The sequence below is a fragment of the Bacteroides faecalis genome, from assembly GCF_003865075.1.
GTDB lineage: Bacteria > Bacteroidota > Bacteroidia > Bacteroidales > Bacteroidaceae > Bacteroides > Bacteroides faecalis.
The window spans coordinates 279,738-297,632 of the sequence record NZ_BHWB01000002.1 but is presented as its reverse complement, the minus strand read 5'-3'; the positions used below and the strand labels follow the sequence as shown (position 1 = coordinate 297,632).

Below are 17,895 nucleotides of genomic sequence, written 5' to 3'. Positions count from 1 at the left end.
TTTTAAATTTAAAGTGAATTTATAAATGCGATAAGTGCGTCGCGGTCTTCTTTACTCATATTTTTGAAAATATTTTTGGACGCTTCTCCTTCTCCTCCGTGCCACATAATAGCTTCTACTAAATTTCTAGCACGTCCGTCATGCAAAAAGTAGGTATGCCCATTAACTTTCTCTTGTAATCCGATTCCCCAGAGAGGAGTGGTTCGCCATTCATTTCCTCGTGCCAGACCACTTACATAATTATCGTTCAACCCGACTCCCATAATTTCAGTTCCCATATCATGTAGCAGGAAGTCTGAATAAGGGTGGATGGTTTGCCCGCCTAACCATGGTAGTTGAGTACCATTCAATAAAGCCGTTCCACGTGTTTTGGTGTGAAGTGTAGTCACATGACAAAGATGGCATTTGGCTTCGTAGAACTTTTGTTCACCTTTGATTACCTGAGGATCATTCACATTGCGGCGTGCCGGCACGCTTAAAGATTGCATATAAAGGTCCACATCTTCCATCTCTTTCGTGCTGACATCCAGCTGATCGTAAGAAAGGCCCATCATACTACCTTGATTTACTTGGGTTTGTCCTTCGCAAATTTCCTCCGGATAGCGACTGTTAGTGACTCCCATGTCACTAGAAAAACCAAGTTCAACCGTTAAATCAGCATGTTGGGCTTTGTTGCCGGAAAGGCCTAAACATCTAACGCCCCGTTCTGTGATGTAATTACAGCGTCCACTGATACCGTACTCTGGATAATTACTTTTTGCAGCTAGAGCTTCTATTTCGATAGGATCTAATGCCATCATTTGTCCCATACCTACATGGCGTAGAGGAATACGTACCGTACAGAAAAGGTCTTCTGGTTTTATTTCATCTGCATACCATTGAGTGATTGTGTAATTGGGCTTGCAAAGTTTATATTCCTCACCGTCCGGGAAGGTGAAGGTTTCTTCAGTATAGGTAACAGAAAGCTTTCCTTCCGGATCAACCCCATAAATAGCCTGATCGTGAAGAACTCGTCCATAATCTTGGAAAAATGCACCATTTTTGCGTGAAATATAAACTAACATTGAGGAGAATCCATAGTTTCCTGAACCACCTTCACTCCAAAGTGTTGGTTTGGTGCGACCGGCATTTCGGTGGCAACTTCCGCAAGAATAACCGGCATATACCGGACCTAATCCTCCTCCAGTGCCATTACTACTTGTACGGACATCATCATAAAGCTTATCACCAGAATTGAAACGACTGTCGTAGCTGCCTGAGATCCAGTCAGCAGGAGTGTCATAGGCAAAGGAAGAGTTTAGAAAATTAGTTGCCGTACCGGCTGATAATGCATAGCCTTCAGGAACTTCTATTTCTAAAACATCAATTCCTTCTTCGGTGCAAGCACTACATGCTAACAGGAAAAAGATAGGAAATGAATATTTTAATAAAGAATTCATTTTCATTGTCATAGATTGAGATAATATACTTGAACATACCAAAGAAGTAAAGGAAGATTTTTCAATCTCACCTTTACTTCTTGAGGTTATTTATGAGATAAACTTATTTGATGGTACGTGCTTTACCATCTTTAAAAAGCAAATATTCTAATGTGTGGAAGCCACGTACATTTTGAGCTGCTGCGATATCTTCATTATCTTCATCGTAGTCACCACTCCATTCCAGGTCTGCATAATTCCCAGAATTTAAAATATTAACAATAGCATCCTGGTCTAAAGGCCAGCTATCCATATTTGGATCAAGACCTTTTGAAGCAACAGGACCAAATAAGAAGGCTTCACTTCTTTCCCATGGAACACGTGCATTTACCCAAGCAAGAGCAGCTGTAGTGAATGCTGCGTTACTAGGATTAGCTTGGAAGGTACTTACTGTTTGATAGAGTGCTTCAGTTTCATTCTTTAAGTCCAAATATGTAGGCAATACGACAACATCTACATATTGTTTAACTATAGGATCTAAAGTACTGTTACTATTAAGAGTTGAGTTATTAGTGATGGTGGGTTTTAATGTATTGGTTAATAAATTGGCAAGTTCTGCGCAAGCTTCCATAGCGACTTCAGCTTCAGAACTATTAATGTTATTACGAAAAGGTTGCGGAATATCCAAAATAGTATCATAAGCTTTATTGATGGCTGCTATCATTTGATTATTCAATTCTGAGTAACCGTTGTTGGCAAGAATCTTTGATATTGAATTATCGTTAATACTACCATCTCTAGTTCCATAGTATGCATTACGGATAGAAAGTATATTATTTGAATAGTCTTCACGCGAATGCCAACTGTACCAAGACTCAACAGCATATAATGCTCCGCTGATATTTCCTGCTTCATATTTTTCGTATGGGTCACCGATTTTCTGTGTACCGACTTCATTGGCAATATCGTAACAACCGTCAATAATTTGCTGGACACAGTTCAATGCACTTGAGAAAGTTGTACTGTTATGTTTCTTGAATATTTCAGCATAACTATCTCCACCCTCATAACTATTATTCCAATCTGAATATAGGTTAGCTGCATCATTTTTTAGAAGAGTAGCTACCACTTTCATATAGTTACCCCAGGACGCCACATTATTTTGCGTACATTCCAGATCTATGGGAGATTGTGTATCATTATCATCATCATTACTACAAGCTGTAGTTGTAAAAGTCAATCCTGCAATAAGTATTGCAGTATAAAAGATATTCTTTCTCATGTTTATGTAAAATTAAATTGTTAATATATACTTATTTTTTTATAAACCAGCCAATGTATGCAATACCGATGGCAAATTCATTTTCGCTATTATAGCGCCCTTTACCAAATATTTTGCTTGTCCCTATTTTACGTGTTGTATAATCGGCTTTAATGACTAGGTTGGGTAAAGCATACCAATTTAAGCCGGCTGTCCACATGCTGACCTGATTACGTTTATCCATTGTTTGTCTTTTTTCACCTTTTTCTTGTGGATTGTAATATTCATAACGGGCAAAAGGATAAATAACCGGAATTTTGCTATTATTGAATATTGACCTGATATTGACTCCAACTTCCCCAGCATAACTTACAGCATTTTTTGCTATCGGGGTGATGCGGCTATATGGAGATAAGTTAGATAACTGGGTATTTTTCCCGCTAAGTGCAGCAGAATTTCCTAAATTACCATATACAATATTTCCACGTGCAGTAACATATTTATTAATGTATTGTGCATCTGCTGTATAAATCCTTACTGGAATACTGCCGATTTTTGAATATGTAGCAGCTTTATCAGAATTAGAACCTGCATTTACACAGTAATAGAATGATGCTCCTACACGTAAACCAGGTACTCCTTTATAATCTAAGCGGGCAACGTAAGCTGGTGAAGTAAAGTTATCCTCTTCAAAGAAACCTTGTTTACCACCGGCTATCCACGTGTTTCGGTCAAATCCGTTAGCATTTAATCCGGTAACTACCATCGCTTGGTAATCGAAACTGGCATGTCCTTTTCCAAAAGAACCGAAAAAGGCTAAACCTGTCTCATGCCACGTGGATGGCAGAATGGTTGTTTCTCCTTCCGGACGCGAAGTTCCGAAGAAGAAAGTTGGTTCATGATGTGTATTTGTTAGTCCCACTGGAACAATCATATGTCCGACACGTATATTGAAAGCAGGATTTATTAAGCGGGTAATGTGAAATTGTTCCAAGGCAACTTCACCCCCCTTTTCAATTTCTGTTTCATATTCTCCATTCTCAGAGTTTCTAGTTCAAGAGCAGTTCCTGTTCCACCGGATTCAAACTCAATCTCCGCACCAAGTATCCATTTAGAATTAAATTTGTAATCGAATGCTAATACAAAGCGTGGAATAGAAATTGTATTTCTTTGATCATTGGCATTTCCGTCACTACCACCATAGAATCGGTTGATACCATAATCTTTGAATTTTGCGACAATTTCACCATAGCCGCCGAAACGGAATTTTGTATACTCTTCCGAAGTAGATTTGGTACTTTTAGATTTTTCTTGCGTTTCCTGTGCTGAAAGTGTATGAAATGAAGACAGGAGACAAAGAATGAAGATTGCAGTTAGTTTTCTCATTTTTTATTTAATTTTTTCGACTGCAAAGTTATGTGAGGTTAAAAAGGGACGCAATACCTAGAAATAGGCAAAGTTATTTCTTAAATTCAGTATATTTAGGTAGTTTGAGGTTGGAGAGCAAAAGGTAGAGAAAAATAAAAAAACAGAAAATACAAAAAGGTGTATATCTATAGTTTTTATACTATACTGAAATACACCTTATTCTATGGAACTATTAATTTGATTTAGTTGAGAGTGAGCGTTTGCTTCCAAGTTATCCCGCTGATATCAGTTAAAATGATCTCATACTCACCTGGGGGGAGTTGGGCAAGTTTATTATTTCTGATTGTAATAATGGCTTTGCTTCTTAAAGGAATAATAAGACTATGTTTTCCTGGAGCTACTCTGGTTATATATTTATTTTGAGTATCAGAGATTGGAAAGTGTGCAAGTTCTTTTTCATGTGGATACAGACATTGGATATTTCTATTTTGGGTTTTACAGATTTATTGTACAATGGTTCCCAAACTCCATTATAGAATGTTTGATTAGTTAATAAAAGGACGAATCGTTTCTTATGTAACAAATTTCCATTAGAAAGAGTTTAGGGGAAATTAATTAGAAGAAACGATTCGACTCAGGACAAACTATATACAAACAAAGCTAACAAAACTACAAATATATCATTCAAACAGCAATCTTGATACTTTCTTTTTTACTACAATAACGTTTACATTGTTGACATAGATCATATCCTAGCATGGTGCCCAGAATAAAATCTTCCTCAGCTGTTAGTCGATTTAACGGGCGGATGATAATATGGCGCATAGCTTCCATACATTCTGGTTTACCAAAAAACAGGTTAATCTTATTTGTACCAACTTCTTGTATCATATAACTTATTTTCTGACTTTTGAGCCGACGGACAGCAAATTCTTCATGTTCTTTATTCATAGTATAAAGTACCATGTTACGTACACCTTTCTTAAACTCATAGATATGGTTTAGAAAAATCCGGATTTCACTAGGAATTATTCTTTCGGTGGGCATAATGTAAACAGATTTTTTATAATAGACTATTAACTGATTTCTAGTTTTACTTGTTCTACCCATTTACTGATTCTTTCGGCTGTTTTGCTGTCTTCGTTTACTTCATCAATTGGAAGTCCGATGAATTTCCCATTAACAACAGCAATAGAAGAATCAAATGTATATCCGGTAGTATCGGTTGTACCGCAGAATTTACAATTAGTATCTTTTAGTTCTTCATAAAGAATACCTATACCATCACAGAAGGTATCGCAATAAGAATCTGAATCACCACAGCCAAACAAAGCAACATACTTGTGAGACAGATCGCATTGCTTTAATATCTTTACTCCATCATACCAATCATCCTGTAGCTCGCCGACTCCCCAAGTAGAGGTACCTAATACCAGTACATCATATTCTCTAATCAAATCCTCCGTAATTTTGGAGACATCGTAAATATGTCCGGAGGGGACATTCAGCTTTTCTGCAATTTGACGGGCTACGTCTTCAGTAGTTCCGGTTGTGGAACCGTAAAATACTCCGATTTTATTCATCTTTATTTCTTTTTTATGTGATGTTGCAAAGATAGAGGGGCTTGTTGAGATAGAAAATCCCTATTAATAATGGAATAACAGACCTTTCTCATTATTAATGGGGATATTATTAGAAATATTTTTTGATATTTTAAGATTTTAGGTTATTTTTGTAGGCATCAAAACAAACATAGTTAGTAAATATGAGAAACTTAAGGAACCTTTCTTGGGGAATTATTAGCTTGATATTAGTTTCATGTGTAGATGAGAAGAATTTGTATAAGCAGGATGGGGAAATATCAAAAGATGAACAACTCGGTTTGTCCTCGGATTTTAATCTGAAGACAGTAAAAAACATTTTAATTACTGCACTCAATGGGGATGGAGAACCACAAAAGAATGTAAAGTTTGGAGTTTTTATGGCTCAGCCTTACACTGGTGAAGGAATCATTTCTATAGATCCGGTATATGTTGGAAATACGGATGCTTCGGGTAAATTGGATGCGGAAGTAGTAATAGCAAATAATATTTCAACAATTCATGTAGCTCCTCTTACAGCTGGTTACGGTCAGGTGCAGGAGGTGAATGTTCAAGATTTTATTTCATTAAATTTTCGAGGTGTTGCTTTTCCTCAATTTGCTACTAATGTTCGTGCCACTACTTCTATTGAGATTCCTCAAACTTTTACTAAGGTTAGTGGATTGTATGAATTATATGTGCCTTATAAAAATGCAGAGGTAGATAAAGATGGTATTCCGGTTCAAGGCGGTTGCTCTTTGGTATCTAAAGAATTACTGTCTACTGCTTTGATTAATCAGATTGATAGCTGGTATCCTGAACAGAAAAATGTTCAGAAAGCAGACCTTTCTGGAAATTCGGATTTAAGGGTTATTGATGAAAATGGAGCTGAGGTTTGGGTGACTTACGTAGGTGATGGAGGTTTTTATGTTTCCAATCAAACAGTTTATAATTCATTATTGTATTATAATTATAAAGAAGGAGAAATAAATGGGCATGATGATATTGATAATCTACATATGACCCTGTTACTTCCTAACACAAATCAGATCCAATGTCCATCCGGGTTGAAGGTTCAGTTGCTTTATTGGAATGGAACTGAATATAGTACGGTTTTTCCAAAGGGAACACGTATTGGATTTGCTGTAGCACGAACTGGTTTTAAGAAAGATGGCACGTTTATAACAGAAAAGAATGCATATTCTTTTAAAAATAAGACTTACCCGATTGTGAATGGTGATGTATCTGGAATGTATTACTCTACACCGATGTTGAATGCTTGGGGAAAAACTCAGGCTGTAACTCGGCAATTGGGTTCTTATAACTGTTGTGTGACCGGGTTTGATATTCGTCCTTTCGGTGATAGTAAGTCTGATTATGATTTCAATGATGTGATGGTGAAAGTGACAGCTAGTCCTGTGGAGGCCATTGAGCCTGGCGAAGATATTCCGGTTGATGAGGAAGTTACTGTTAATGAATCTATTCATGGTACATTGGCTTTTGAAGATCAATGGCCTAATCCCGGTGATTATGATCTGAATGATTTTGTGGTGAACTATACCTATAGTGTAGTTAAAAATACTGATAATAAAATTACGGATATCAAACTGCGTTTAAAGCCGATAGCCAAGGGAGCGGCTGTTTATACAAAAATAGGTTTTGGAATAGAGTTGCCTTTAGCAGAGAATGATATTGATGTTGCAAAGGTGGAAGGTGCTACCATGGAAAGTGGGAATTCAAAAGCTACTTTCGTTGTATGGGAAGATGTAAGTGAACTTTTTCCTGATGCGCATAGCTTTATAAATACAGAGAAAGGATCTGATTTTGTTTCAGCAGAAGAGGTTGTTGTAAACATCCCCTTGAAAGTTTCCGTCAATAATCTTTCTTTGATGAAATTCAATCCATTTATATTTGTCAATGGGCGTTTCAGGGAAATCCATTTACCGGATTTTGCTCCAACGTCTAAAATGGATAGAACATTACTTGGAACAAAGAAAGACTGTTCTGATGAATCAAAAGGAATTTTCTATCGAATGGAAGATATGTTTTGTTGGGCATTGGATTTTCCTCGTGTTTCTGCAAATGAACCCGCATGGAGATATCCGAAAGAGAGATCATCTGTGGTAAAGGCATATAAAAAATATAATGAGTGGGTGACTAATAAAACAGATTTATCTTGGTTCGATCCTACAATTTCTGGAAACGTGAACGAGGAGGAATTGTATTAAGTACGATATAATGATTTTTTAAGTAAAGGGATTATCTTTCACGAGGTAATCCTTTCTTTTTGAGTGATAAACGTGAAAATTAAACTTGTCGGCATATTGATGTTTACATAATCGCATAAATTAGGCGTGGCTTGCACAGGATTGCATGAATATTGATGAGCCTATTCATGAGATTTGTGAGATCCACGCCTTGAAAAAGGTATGATGTAACTTTTTACATATCCCCTAAGACTAAGATTTAATAGTTTAACTTTAAAGATTTAGATGTATGAATCTTAAGATTTTTATAAGTAAATCTTTGTATCTTAATGATGGAATAGGCGGATACCTGTAAACGCCATTGCCATATTATATTTATCGCAAGTTCCAATTACATGGTCGTCACGTACTGAACCGCCCGGTTGAGCAATGTAACTGACTCCACTTTTGTGAGCACGTTCGATATTATCTCCGAAGGGGAAGAAAGCATCAGAGCCTAATGCTACGCCGGTCATAGTATCCAGCCAAGTACGTTTTTCTTCACGAGTTAGTACTTCCGGTTTTTCTGTAAAGAATTGCTGCCAAACTCCATCCGCTAATACGTCATCGTGATCCTCGGAAATATATACGTCAATAGTATTATCACGATCAGCCCGGCGAATTTTATCAATCCAGGGTAAGTTCATTACTTTGGGATGTTGGCGCAAATACCAGATATCCGCTTTATTCCCGGCTAGACGGGTACAATGGATACGTGATTGTTGTCCGGCACCAATACCGATTGCTTGTCCGTCTTTGGCATAACATACTGAGTTAGACTGAGTATATTTCAGTGTAATTAAGGCAATAATTAGATCACGTTTTGCATCAGTCGGAATTTCTTTTTTTTGTGTGGGCATTTCTTTCAAAAGACTTTCATCGATTTTCAATTCATTTCTACCTTGTTCAAAGGTAATGCCAAATACATCTTTATGTTCGATAGGAGCAGGACGGTAAGCTGGATCTATCTTGATAACATTATAAGTTCCTTTTCTTTTATTTTTTAGGATTTCCAGTGCTTCAGGAGTATAATCCGGAGCAATTACACCGTCAGATACCTCGCGATTGATGATACGTGCTGTTTCTTCATCGCATGTATCGGACAATGCGATAAAGTCCCCATAGGATGACATACGATCAGCACCACGTGCACGTGCATATGCTGTAGCTAGTGGAGATAGTTTGACATCATCTACAAAATAGATTTTCTTAAGTGTTTCATTCATTTCTACAGCCACAGCAGCACCAGCGGGACTGACATGCTTGAATGAAGCGGCAGCCGGTAACCCAGTTGCTTCTTTGAGTTCTTTGACTAACTGCCAACTATTGAAAGCATCCAATAAGTTGATATATCCAGGTCGTCCATTCAATACCTCAATAGGGAGTTCGCCTTCTTTCATGAAGATACGTGCCGGTTTTTGATTAGGATTACAGCCGTATTTTAATTCGAGTTCTTTTGCCATAATATGGATTAATTATGAATTATTGATTACAAATTGATAGCGACAAAATTACTAAAAAAAGCATATTCCTCCTAACTCTTCTGGTATTTAGTAACATATAATCAGTAATTAGTATTTTGTAATAAATCAAAATACCTATAAATAGTGATTGTGCACCCGCAAAATAATGCGTTTCTTTGCAGGCGTTAATATTAAATAGGTATAGATGGATAACTTACAGAAATACAAGCCAACAGATAAGATGATTGATCTCATCAGTGATAACTATTCCTTGTTACAAGTGATGAGCCGTTTTGGACTTTCGTTGGGTTTTGGCGACAAGACGGTCAAGGAAGTATGTGAGCTTAATAGGGTAGATTGCCGCACTTTTTTGATAGTTGTTAATTTCATGGCAGAAGGATTTTCTCGTTTAGATGGAAGTAATGATGAGATTTCCATTCCTGCACTGATTGATTATTTGAGACAGGCGCACCTCTACTTTCTTGACTTTTGTCTTCCTGCAATTCGTCGTAAATTGATTGAAGCTATAGACTGTTCACAAGATGACGTGGCTTTCTTGATTCTTAAGTTTTTTGATGAATATACGAGGGAAGTGCGTAAGCACATGGATTATGAGGAAAAGACTGTATTTAAATATGTAGATGCACTACTACTGGGTAATGCTCCTAAAAATTATCAAATTAGTACATTTTCTAAGCATCATGACCAGGTAGGTGAGAAGTTGACAGAACTCAAAAATATTATAATTAAATATTGTCCTGCTAAGACGAATGTAAATCAACTCAATGCTGCACTTTTTGATATCTATACTTGTGAAGAGGGATTAGAATCACATTGTAAAGTTGAAGATTATATTTTTGTTCCTGCTATTCTGAATTTGGAAAGGAGGATAAGAGAAAATGAAAAATAACGAAACTGTCCGAATTGCAATTGCTGAAAGCTCTGTGATTATTCGTAGTGGATTGACAGCGGCTTTGAAGCGCCTTCCTAATCTGAAAATACAGCCGATAGAATTATTATCTGTTGAGGCTTTACATGATTGTTTACGTACGCAGTATCCTGAAATGTTGATTGTAAATCCTACATTTGGCGATTATTTCGATGTAAATAAATTCAGAGAAGAAACTTCTGGAAAGAAAATACGTTTAATAGCTTTGGTTACTTCGTTCGTTGATGTGACTTTATTAAGTAAGTATGACGAATCTATTTCTATATTTGATGATTTGGAAGTACTTTCTAAAAAGATTCATGGGTTATTGAATATGAGTATGGAAGAAGAGGAAGTGGATAGCCCTGATACATTGAGCCAACGAGAGAAAGAAATTGTGATTTGTGTAGTAAAAGGTATGACGAATAAAGAAATAGCTGAAAAACTATTTTTGTCTATTCATACTGTCATTACTCATCGTAGGAATATCAGTAAAAAACTACAGATACATAGTGCGGCTGGTCTGACTATTTATGCTATTGTAAATAAGCTGGTTGAGTTGAGTGACGTGAAAAATTTATAACTCAAAAATAATGTTATAAAATATGAACTCGTTTGTGGACACAGAGATTCTTTGTATATTTGCAGTGCAGTTGTGAAACTGTTATTAGTTTATAAGGTAAAAGAAAGATTTTTAGGTATTTAAATTAATTAAGGTATTAAATTTAGTTTTCATAGGATAAGTTTTAACAGAAGGTAAAGAACGTTTTTAGGGAAAAGAGGTAAATTAAAGAAAAGCCAAAAGGCTTTTCTGATGTAGGGCGAGTGGTTCCATCTAGGGAATTGGCTCGTTTTTTTATTGCTAACTTTGAAGATATAACGGGTTGCATTAGTTGTAAAATGATAGCTCTTAGAGAAAATAAAATAGCCTAGAATACGCTGAATTCAGCTACTGCTGAGAGAATGAGTCTTGATTGAAACGGTTAATGATGAACTGAAGAATATAGTACAGATTGAACATTAAAGACATCGTTCTTTTAATAACTTCATGGCTAATGTATTATCTGCTATTCTGCTTATTGTTTCTTTAAAAAGAAATTTGTCATTGATGTAGATTTCATTAAGGACGGACAACTTACATGATTTCTTACAAATATACTGAAACTCGCTCACATACGGATGGATTTCGCAGGAATAATGCAAACCGTTGGAATTAAAGGGAGATATGTAGGTTTTACCTATGTTCATCCATTATGGGTTTTTCACCCGTTTTGGAGGAGTTAGGAAAATAAATTATACTTATCCGTTGCCGATTCAAGGTCGAAAACAGTACGGAGAAAAGGTCTTTGTGCTGCCCTTGAAATCACCGTAAAGAATGCTGTTTCACTTATGTTTTGCGCTTACAAAGTTAATACTTTTTTCGCGAAAGGGAGAAAATACAGGTTCTGAATGTTATGTAATGGAGCTTCTTTCCATATTCCGCTATATTCGTCATGCCGTTCATTTGCTCGATATCCGATAATTTTGCAAACAAAGTAAAAGGTTATGGATCAAGTAAATGTAAAGGTATCGTTTTACCTCAAAAAGAGCGAGACGGATGCCGATAGGATGTGCCCTGTAATGGCGAGGCTGAACATCGGAAAGTATTCTGAAGCGGCTTTCAGCGTGAAATTCCGTGTGCCGCAGTCCATGTGGAATTCGGGACGTGCCTCGGGTAAAAGCGTGAAAGCAAAAGAAATCAACAACCGTCTGGATGAAATTCGTGCGATGGCACTGGGTGTATATACGGAGTTGTCGGCTGTCCGTGACGGTATGACGACCGGGGATGTCAAAAGTCTGTTGTTGGGCATGGCGGGAGGACAGGCAACACTGTTGAGCTATTTCCGTACATTTATCGAAAACTTTGCGAAGCGGGTGGGTGTGAACCGGACTGAAGGCAGTTTATACACAGGCATTCTGTACAGTGACATGCGGCTTCTGTCGAAAGAGCACCTGTCTCTTGCCGACGACGGCACATGGTGGATCAGAAGCTCGCGCCGGAAAACCGGAGTTGAGTTTGAAATACCTCTGCTAGATTTGCCGTTACGCATCATGGAGAAATACAGGGACACGACACCGGACGGCAGGCTGCTGCCCATGTATTCCAACAGTACGATAAACCTTAACCTGAAACGTATCGCGCAGCTTTGCGACATAGACTGCCCACTGGGCTTCCACCAGGCAATACAAGCGAAACTTTCTTATTTGCTGAAAATAAGTGATTTACAAAGAGTTATTTCTTAATAGGTAACGATTTAGAAACGAGCAAAGTTCTCAATCTTGTTACATTTTGCATTAAATCAAAAGAACCTTTATTCGAATACAAAGGTATAAACAATCATCAAATTAGCATTTATATTCCCAATATAATTTTCTCTTTATATCAAAATACCACATCATCCATAATGTGAACAAGTAAAATTGCCACAAGGTAAAAATAAACAAATTGTATTTTAAAGCATTACATATTATCCGGCTTAAGACAAAGGAGGGATTATAAACAAGCAAAGTCGGCTATTTGCAATAACCGACTCCATTGTATAATGAAACCATAAGATAAATTTATAGTTTCATCCCGTCCTTAAATGCCTTGCCGACAATATCACCAAGTACACGATAAGAACGAGAAACTGAATCAAACGAGATAGGTTGTAACTTATTGAAATCCACCTTACCTTGCTCATTCAATATTGACTCATCGGCTTGCACATTCATAACCTCACCGACAATATGCATTTCATCTAAGGCTTCCTGCATTTCAACGACCTTGCATTCAAGTGTCAAAGGATATTCGTAGATGACAGGAGCATTCACAAATTCACTTTGCGAGATATGTACTCCGGCTTTCTCGATTTTGTTTTCCTTGCGTCCAGACACAAGTCCGAAATAGTCTGACAATGTCAGCGTATTCACTGTAGCAATGCTCAATGTGAATGCCTTTGTATGCTTCAAGTTGTCGGTAGTCTTATGGTTCAGCGAGAGGTTTAATGCGACATGATGATAGCCACATTGTCCTCCCCAGGCTACATTCATTGCGTTGGGAGTCCCTTTTTCGTCATAGGTTGCGACAATCAGTACAGGCAGCGGAGTGACAACGGGAGTATTTCCTAAATTCTTTTTCATATTCATCCCCTCCATTCCATAAACATACGAGCGGTTTCCGCATCATGGTGGTCAAAGAACAAACTCTTGCCTGTGTCAAGTGTGGCAATTATAGCCATATCCTCATCAGAGAGTGTAAAATCGAAGATGTCTAAGTTCTGTCGCATCCGTTCGATGTGGGTGGATTTGGGGATGATGATAACACCACGTTGAATAAGCCAACGCAGGGCAACTTGCGCAACGCTCTTAACATATTTTGCTCCAATAGCAGCCAAGCGTGCATTGGTGAAAAGACTGTTGCGTCCTTCGGCAAACGGTCCCCATGCCATAATGTGTGTACCGAACTCTTCCATAATCCGTTGCGGTTCTATCTGTTGGTCGAACACGTGGGTTTCCACTTGATTGACTGCCGGAACAATCTCCATGTTGCTGGCTATGTCGATAAAGTGGTCGGGATAGAAGTTGCTTACACCGATGGCACGGAGCTTTCCTTCTTTATAGGCTTCTTCCAAAGCCCGGTATGCTCCATAGCGGTCGCAGAAAGGCTGGTGCAGGAGCATCAGGTCAATGTAGTCCGTCTGCAACTTGCGCAGACTCTCATCTATTGAAGCCTTCGCTTTTTCATAGCCATAGTTGGAAATCCACACTTTCGATACGAGGAAAATTTCTTTTCGGTCAATATCGCTTTTGCGGATAGCATTGCCCACACCCTCTTCATTGTGATAGGCTTGTGCCGTATCAATCATCCGATAACCTACACTGAGGGCATCGCTTACACAACGCTCACACTCGGCGGGTGATACCTGATAGACGCCGTAACCCATCTGGGGCATCTCGACACCATTGTTTAATGTTACTGTATTCATTGTTTTATCCATTTTTTAATTTCTTCCGGTTTGGCAGGCAGACGAAGCCCTTTTCTGATTTTCAAAGCCGGATATCCTTTCTTCAGAGTGGCATCGGCTTCTGACATTGGGCTTTCGTAAGAGGTACAGAAAGGAAGTATAACCTTACCTTTCAGTTGTTCGCCATAATTATCGAGAAAAGTACGGATTACTGCCGGTTCTTCGTGCCACCAGATAGGAAAACCGATGAACACGGTATCCGCCTTTGCGAAGTCGATATCGACAGGTTTGATAGCCGGACGAAGCGATTGATTGAGGTGCTCCTGCGTGCAACGCGACTGTTCGTTTGTCCAATCGACATCTTCCGATGAATAGGACTGTTCGGGCAAAAGCCTTATCATTTTAGCTTCTGTCACTTCGGCAATTTGCTTGGCTGCAAGTTCTGTATTGCCGGAATGTGTGAAATATACGATTACCGATTTTATATTATCACTTGTTTTTGTTTGGGCTTGTACCATATTACTGCATGATATAGCTATAACTGTTGCTATAGCAAGAATGTTTTTAAGAATGTGCATATTTATGTAAATTTATCTATTATTTGATTACTCCGATATCTTTAAGCCATGATGCAATGTTCTGTTCATTTATCCGTCCGCTTGTCAGTCCTTCTCCAGTCAGATGTTCGGCATCGGGAGTAAGCTCTACGATGCGTGCTAGTGTTTCATTGCGATAGGTTGCAGCGTAGGTACAGAACGGAACGACCGTTTTGCCCTTGAAGTCATAGCTTTCGGCAAAGGTACAAATAATCATCGGAGTGGTCCACCACCATACAGGACAACCGATGAATACGATATCATATTGTTCCCAATTTTCCACTTTGCCTACAATAGCCGGACGTGCGTTATTGTCTTTCTCCTCACGTGCAACTTCTGTGCAAGGAGTATATTCCGTAGGATAAGGTACAACCGGTTCTATGCGGAAAACATCTGCGCTTGTTTGTTTGACGATTTCTTGCGCCATACGTTGGGTCGTCCCTTCCCAACTGAAATAGGCAACCAAAATCTTGCTGTCACCGTTTGAAGTGTCAGGTGTTTCCGGTTCATCTGGATTTTTCGAATTATCAGGGTTTCCCGGATTCTCTTCTTCACCATCATCAGGTGTTTCGGGCGTTTCTACTCCCGGAATTTTGGGTTCGTAGTCTTCATTGGGAGAACAAGCTCCGAATGTCATGACGGCAACAACCATCATCAGATAAATCAAATATTTTTTCATATGTACATTATTTAATTGTTGATTGTTCTTATGCTAATCTGAGTGCAAAGTTAAAGATACCTGTTCATTTCACAGGAACAAAAAATGCGGCATGAATTACCATTTTTTCGGAAGTTGATATTGAGCTCTAACACCTTAAATATCGGAATATAAAAACCGAAATATGTGTAGTTTCAACCGAATTTCTTGTAAAGCCTGCCCAAAAGGTTCTCTCTACCTTTGCAAAGTCGGATAAAGACAGTGTAATCAATTAAACAGATAAAGAAATGAGAAAGACAATCGTTACCGGACTTATGGTGCTGGCTTCAATAATAAGCAACACCTCTTTTGCGCAGAATATTTATAAGACTGCGGCTAACGTACCTATGGTACAACTCAACAATGGAATCCTGATGCCGCAATTCGGGTTGGGCACATTTCTCCAGCCTTCCGATGAAGTGTGCGAACAATCGTGTTTGACCGCTTTGAAAGCCGGATACCGCCACATCGACACCGCACACGCTTACAATGACGAAGCGGGAGTGGGACGTGCTGTGAAAAGTAGTGGCATTCCGCGCGAAGATATATGGATTACCAGCAAAATTTGGCCGACCGAATACGGTGAGGGCAAGACGCTGAAAGCCATTGACGAGATGCTGGAACGTATGCAACTGGATTACATCGACCTGCTCTATGTGCATCAGCCCGTAGGCGACTTTGTAGGTGCATGGAAAGATATGGAGAAAGCCGTGGCGATGGGCAAAGTGCGTGCATTAGGTATCAGCAACTTCGATGCAAGCGACGAGGTTTTCAATAAGATTATGAGCGAATCGACCGTGAAACCTGCTGTTCTCCAAATCGAATGTCATCCGTATGCTCAACGTTTGGCAATGCGTGAAAAGGTAAAACCCTATGGTATTCATATCACCTGCTGGTTCCCGTTGGGAGGTGCAATGAGCAACGGTGCTTTATTCAAGAATCCGACCATCATTGAGATTGCGAAAGCACACGGCAAGACACCCGCCCAAGTCATTCTTCGCTGGCACATGCAGGAAGGTTTCTCCGCCATTCCCGGAGCATCGAATCCAGATTACATCAAAGAGAACATCCAGATTTTCGACTTTGAACTGACTAACGAGGAGATGGCACAGATGCGTGCGCTTAACAAGGAGGAACGTTTCTTCAATATGTCACTTGAACAGAAAGAACGGGCTTATCTCGGCAAGATGCAGCTTTCGACAGAGAAAAAGTAAGAGTAAAGACACATAAAGACAAGATAGCAATGAAAGATTTTATTTTCAGAAACGATACCAAACTGTTTTTCCGCAACGATATTCGGGAGAGTGTTCTTGAAATAGCGAAAGGACATAAAGTAATGTTCGTCTATGGCAGTGGTTCCGTCAAACAGAACGGCTGCCATGCCGACATCATATAAGCGCTGACTGAAGCCGGGATTCCTTTTGTGGAGTATGGAGGTTCTTCCAGAGAATTTGCCAAAATCGAAGAGGGTATCCGTTACGCTAAGGCAAACGGTGTGACGATGATTATAGGTGCGGGCGGCGCCAGTGTGATGGACAGTGCCAAGCTGATTGTCTTCGGCTTCTACCACGAGACAGACCTTTGGGAATATCTGAAAGGCAAATCGCCCTACGGGCTGGAACGGCTTCCGTTGGCTCTTATCCCGACTTATCCTTCCAGCGGCTCTGAGAATGGAATGGGTGCGGTGTCGGTCGATTCAAGAACCGGAGATTTCGGGACGGCTTACGGCATCCCTGCCGATTATGCCTTGCTTTGTCCCAAATACTCCTTGACTTTGGACAAGGGAATGACTACCTATACCGGATTGGTGACACTCGTGCAACTCTCCGCCTGCATCTTGGGCGACAAGAACAAGATGTCGTATGATGCAGGAATCTCCTATATAAGAAATGTACTTGAAGCGACTCGGACCTTGCAACAGCATCCCGATGACCTTGATGCAAGAGGCACTATCTTGATGGGTGCTTCACTCTCCACCTCTTCCCGTTTAGGTATCGGTAAGGAGGAACCGTTTGCTTATGAGATTTATGAGCTGGAGTTCCTGCCCGAAGTACTGTTCGGAAGTTCTTATCGTCGTAGCCTTACTTCCGTTTTTCCCCGATTCCTCCAAGCAATGGGAAAACACCATGCGGAAGAGATTCGGGACTACTACCGGGATGCTTTCGGCTTCGATGGTTCCATTGAAAAATCTACCCAAAAGCTAATGAAGCTTTTCACCGAACTGTGCATACCGATGTACTATGAAGGAACGGTCAGTCGTGAAAAGGTCGATGCCATCCCGTGCCAGACCGAACTGAGTAAGGAAGAGGTATTTGATATAATGCAAGCATTGATTCATTAAAAAGACAAGGG

Annotated in this window: 15 protein-coding genes and 4 pseudogenes; 8 read left to right on the top strand and 11 right to left on the bottom strand. The window is 39.3% G+C overall.

Translation table 11 applies throughout. The features are described from left to right. Window positions 1-8 precede the first annotated feature (8 nt). The 6 genes and pseudogenes from EJF25_RS04000 to fldA form a co-directional block, all read right to left on the bottom strand. Window positions 9-1,439, bottom strand: a complete 1,431-nt coding sequence (locus EJF25_RS04000) for a di-heme oxidoredictase family protein (RefSeq protein ID WP_125040148.1) — start codon at window positions 1,437-1,439, stop codon at window positions 9-11. Window positions 1,440-1,542: 103 nt separating this feature from the next. Beyond that, window positions 1,543-2,700, bottom strand: a complete 1,158-nt coding sequence (locus tag EJF25_RS03995; RefSeq protein WP_125040147.1) for an imelysin family protein — start codon at window positions 2,698-2,700, stop codon at window positions 1,543-1,545. A gap of 31 nt (window positions 2,701-2,731) precedes the next feature. Further along, a pseudogene (locus EJF25_RS03990) lies at window positions 2,732-4,065 on the bottom strand (putative porin). Window positions 4,066-4,289: 224 nt separating this feature from the next. Continuing rightward, window positions 4,290-4,603 (bottom strand): annotated as a pseudogene (locus EJF25_RS03985) (TQO small subunit DoxA domain-containing protein); the annotation flags it as partial. Window positions 4,604-4,731: 128 nt separating this feature from the next. Next, window positions 4,732-5,094, bottom strand: a complete 363-nt coding sequence (locus EJF25_RS03980) for a DUF2023 family protein (RefSeq protein ID WP_125040146.1) — start codon at window positions 5,092-5,094, stop codon at window positions 4,732-4,734. A gap of 29 nt (window positions 5,095-5,123) precedes the next feature. Further along, window positions 5,124-5,630, bottom strand: a complete 507-nt coding sequence (gene fldA, locus EJF25_RS03975; RefSeq protein WP_125040145.1) for a flavodoxin FldA — start codon at window positions 5,628-5,630, stop codon at window positions 5,124-5,126. A gap of 182 nt (window positions 5,631-5,812) precedes the next feature. Here fldA and EJF25_RS03970 point away from each other — a divergent pair, with 182 nt between their 5' ends. Beyond that, window positions 5,813-7,855: an LruC domain-containing protein gene (locus EJF25_RS03970; protein ID WP_125040144.1), complete on the top strand. Its 2,043-nt coding sequence runs from the start codon at window positions 5,813-5,815 to the stop codon at window positions 7,853-7,855. 305 nt (window positions 7,856-8,160) lie between these two features. Here EJF25_RS03970 and EJF25_RS03965 read toward each other — a convergent pair whose 3' ends face one another. Further along, the gene (locus EJF25_RS03965) at window positions 8,161-9,336 is read right to left on the bottom strand and encodes a phosphoribosylaminoimidazolecarboxamide formyltransferase (protein ID WP_125040143.1); all 1,176 of its coding nucleotides are present in this window, start codon (window positions 9,334-9,336) and stop codon (window positions 8,161-8,163) included. A 205-nt stretch (window positions 9,337-9,541) separates the two neighbouring features. On the opposite strand from EJF25_RS03965, the gene EJF25_RS03960 reads away from it, so the two are divergent. The 4 genes and pseudogenes from EJF25_RS03960 to EJF25_RS03945 all read left to right on the top strand — a co-directional run. After that, window positions 9,542-10,246, top strand: a complete 705-nt coding sequence (locus tag EJF25_RS03960) for a hemerythrin domain-containing protein (protein WP_125040142.1) — start codon at window positions 9,542-9,544, stop codon at window positions 10,244-10,246. Continuing rightward, complete coding sequence (locus EJF25_RS03955) at window positions 10,236-10,847, top strand: response regulator transcription factor (protein WP_125040141.1); 612 nt, start codon at window positions 10,236-10,238, stop codon at window positions 10,845-10,847. The genes EJF25_RS03960 and EJF25_RS03955 overlap by 11 nt, the downstream gene beginning before the upstream one ends. 387 nt (window positions 10,848-11,234) lie before the next feature. After that, window positions 11,235-11,407 (top strand): annotated as a pseudogene (locus EJF25_RS25435) (transposase); the annotation flags it as partial. 402 nt (window positions 11,408-11,809) lie between these two features. Beyond that, window positions 11,810-12,487 (top strand): annotated as a pseudogene (locus EJF25_RS03945) (site-specific integrase); the annotation flags it as partial. Between the two features lie 378 nt (window positions 12,488-12,865). Here the strand turns inward: EJF25_RS03945 and EJF25_RS03940 are convergent. The 4 genes from EJF25_RS03940 to EJF25_RS03925 all read right to left on the bottom strand — a co-directional run bounded on the left by EJF25_RS03940 (window position 12,866) and on the right by EJF25_RS03925 (window position 15,525). Then, window positions 12,866-13,426, bottom strand: coding sequence for a flavin reductase family protein (locus tag EJF25_RS03940; protein ID WP_125040139.1), 561 nt, complete (start codon window positions 13,424-13,426; stop codon window positions 12,866-12,868). A gap of 2 nt (window positions 13,427-13,428) precedes the next feature. Then, window positions 13,429-14,271 (bottom strand): aldo/keto reductase, encoded by an 843-nt coding sequence (locus tag EJF25_RS03935; protein WP_125040138.1) that lies wholly within the window; start codon window positions 14,269-14,271, stop codon window positions 13,429-13,431. Beyond that, window positions 14,268-14,768 (bottom strand): flavodoxin, encoded by a 501-nt coding sequence (locus EJF25_RS03930; RefSeq protein ID WP_235016709.1) that lies wholly within the window; start codon window positions 14,766-14,768, stop codon window positions 14,268-14,270. Before EJF25_RS03930 ends, EJF25_RS03935 begins: the two co-directional genes overlap by 4 nt. 79 nt (window positions 14,769-14,847) lie before the next feature. Beyond that, the gene (locus EJF25_RS03925; RefSeq protein WP_125040136.1) at window positions 14,848-15,525 is read right to left on the bottom strand and encodes a flavodoxin; all 678 of its coding nucleotides are present in this window, start codon (window positions 15,523-15,525) and stop codon (window positions 14,848-14,850) included. Between the two features lie 266 nt (window positions 15,526-15,791). Here EJF25_RS03925 and EJF25_RS03920 point away from each other — a divergent pair, with 266 nt between their 5' ends. The 3 genes from EJF25_RS03920 to EJF25_RS03915 are packed head-to-tail and all read left to right on the top strand — an operon-like array spanning window position 15,792 to window position 17,884. Next, window positions 15,792-16,757: an aldo/keto reductase gene (locus EJF25_RS03920; RefSeq protein ID WP_235016708.1), complete on the top strand. Its 966-nt coding sequence runs from the start codon at window positions 15,792-15,794 to the stop codon at window positions 16,755-16,757. A 29-nt stretch (window positions 16,758-16,786) separates the two neighbouring features. Beyond that, window positions 16,787-16,939 (top strand): hypothetical protein, encoded by a 153-nt coding sequence (locus EJF25_RS25430; protein WP_235016707.1) that lies wholly within the window; start codon window positions 16,787-16,789, stop codon window positions 16,937-16,939. Window positions 16,940-16,942: 3 nt separating this feature from the next. Continuing rightward, window positions 16,943-17,884, top strand: coding sequence for an iron-containing alcohol dehydrogenase (locus EJF25_RS03915; protein ID WP_262707192.1), 942 nt, complete (start codon window positions 16,943-16,945; stop codon window positions 17,882-17,884). Window positions 17,885-17,895: the final 11 nt, after the last annotated feature.

Coding starts and splice junctions, on each gene's coding strand:
- EJF25_RS04000 (WP_125040148.1), bottom strand. CDS start 1,439: ATGAATTCTTTATTAAAATATTCATTTCCTATCTTTTTCCTGTTAGCA.
- EJF25_RS03995 (WP_125040147.1), bottom strand. CDS start 2,700: ATGAGAAAGAATATCTTTTATACTGCAATACTTATTGCAGGATTGACT.
- EJF25_RS03980 (WP_125040146.1), bottom strand. CDS start 5,094: ATGCCCACCGAAAGAATAATTCCTAGTGAAATCCGGATTTTTCTAAAC.
- fldA (WP_125040145.1), bottom strand. CDS start 5,630: ATGAATAAAATCGGAGTATTTTACGGTTCCACAACCGGAACTACTGAA.
- EJF25_RS03970 (WP_125040144.1), top strand. CDS start 5,813: ATGAGAAACTTAAGGAACCTTTCTTGGGGAATTATTAGCTTGATATTA.
- EJF25_RS03965 (WP_125040143.1), bottom strand. CDS start 9,336: ATGGCAAAAGAACTCGAATTAAAATACGGCTGTAATCCTAATCAAAAA.
- EJF25_RS03960 (WP_125040142.1), top strand. CDS start 9,542: ATGGATAACTTACAGAAATACAAGCCAACAGATAAGATGATTGATCTC.
- EJF25_RS03955 (WP_125040141.1), top strand. CDS start 10,236: ATGAAAAATAACGAAACTGTCCGAATTGCAATTGCTGAAAGCTCTGTG.
- EJF25_RS03940 (WP_125040139.1), bottom strand. CDS start 13,426: ATGAAAAAGAATTTAGGAAATACTCCCGTTGTCACTCCGCTGCCTGTA.
- EJF25_RS03935 (WP_125040138.1), bottom strand. CDS start 14,271: ATGAATACAGTAACATTAAACAATGGTGTCGAGATGCCCCAGATGGGT.
- EJF25_RS03930 (WP_235016709.1), bottom strand. CDS start 14,768: ATGGTACAAGCCCAAACAAAAACAAGTGATAATATAAAATCGGTAATC.
- EJF25_RS03925 (WP_125040136.1), bottom strand. CDS start 15,525: ATGAAAAAATATTTGATTTATCTGATGATGGTTGTTGCCGTCATGACA.
- EJF25_RS03920 (WP_235016708.1), top strand. CDS start 15,792: ATGAGAAAGACAATCGTTACCGGACTTATGGTGCTGGCTTCAATAATA.
- EJF25_RS25430 (WP_235016707.1), top strand. CDS start 16,787: ATGAAAGATTTTATTTTCAGAAACGATACCAAACTGTTTTTCCGCAAC.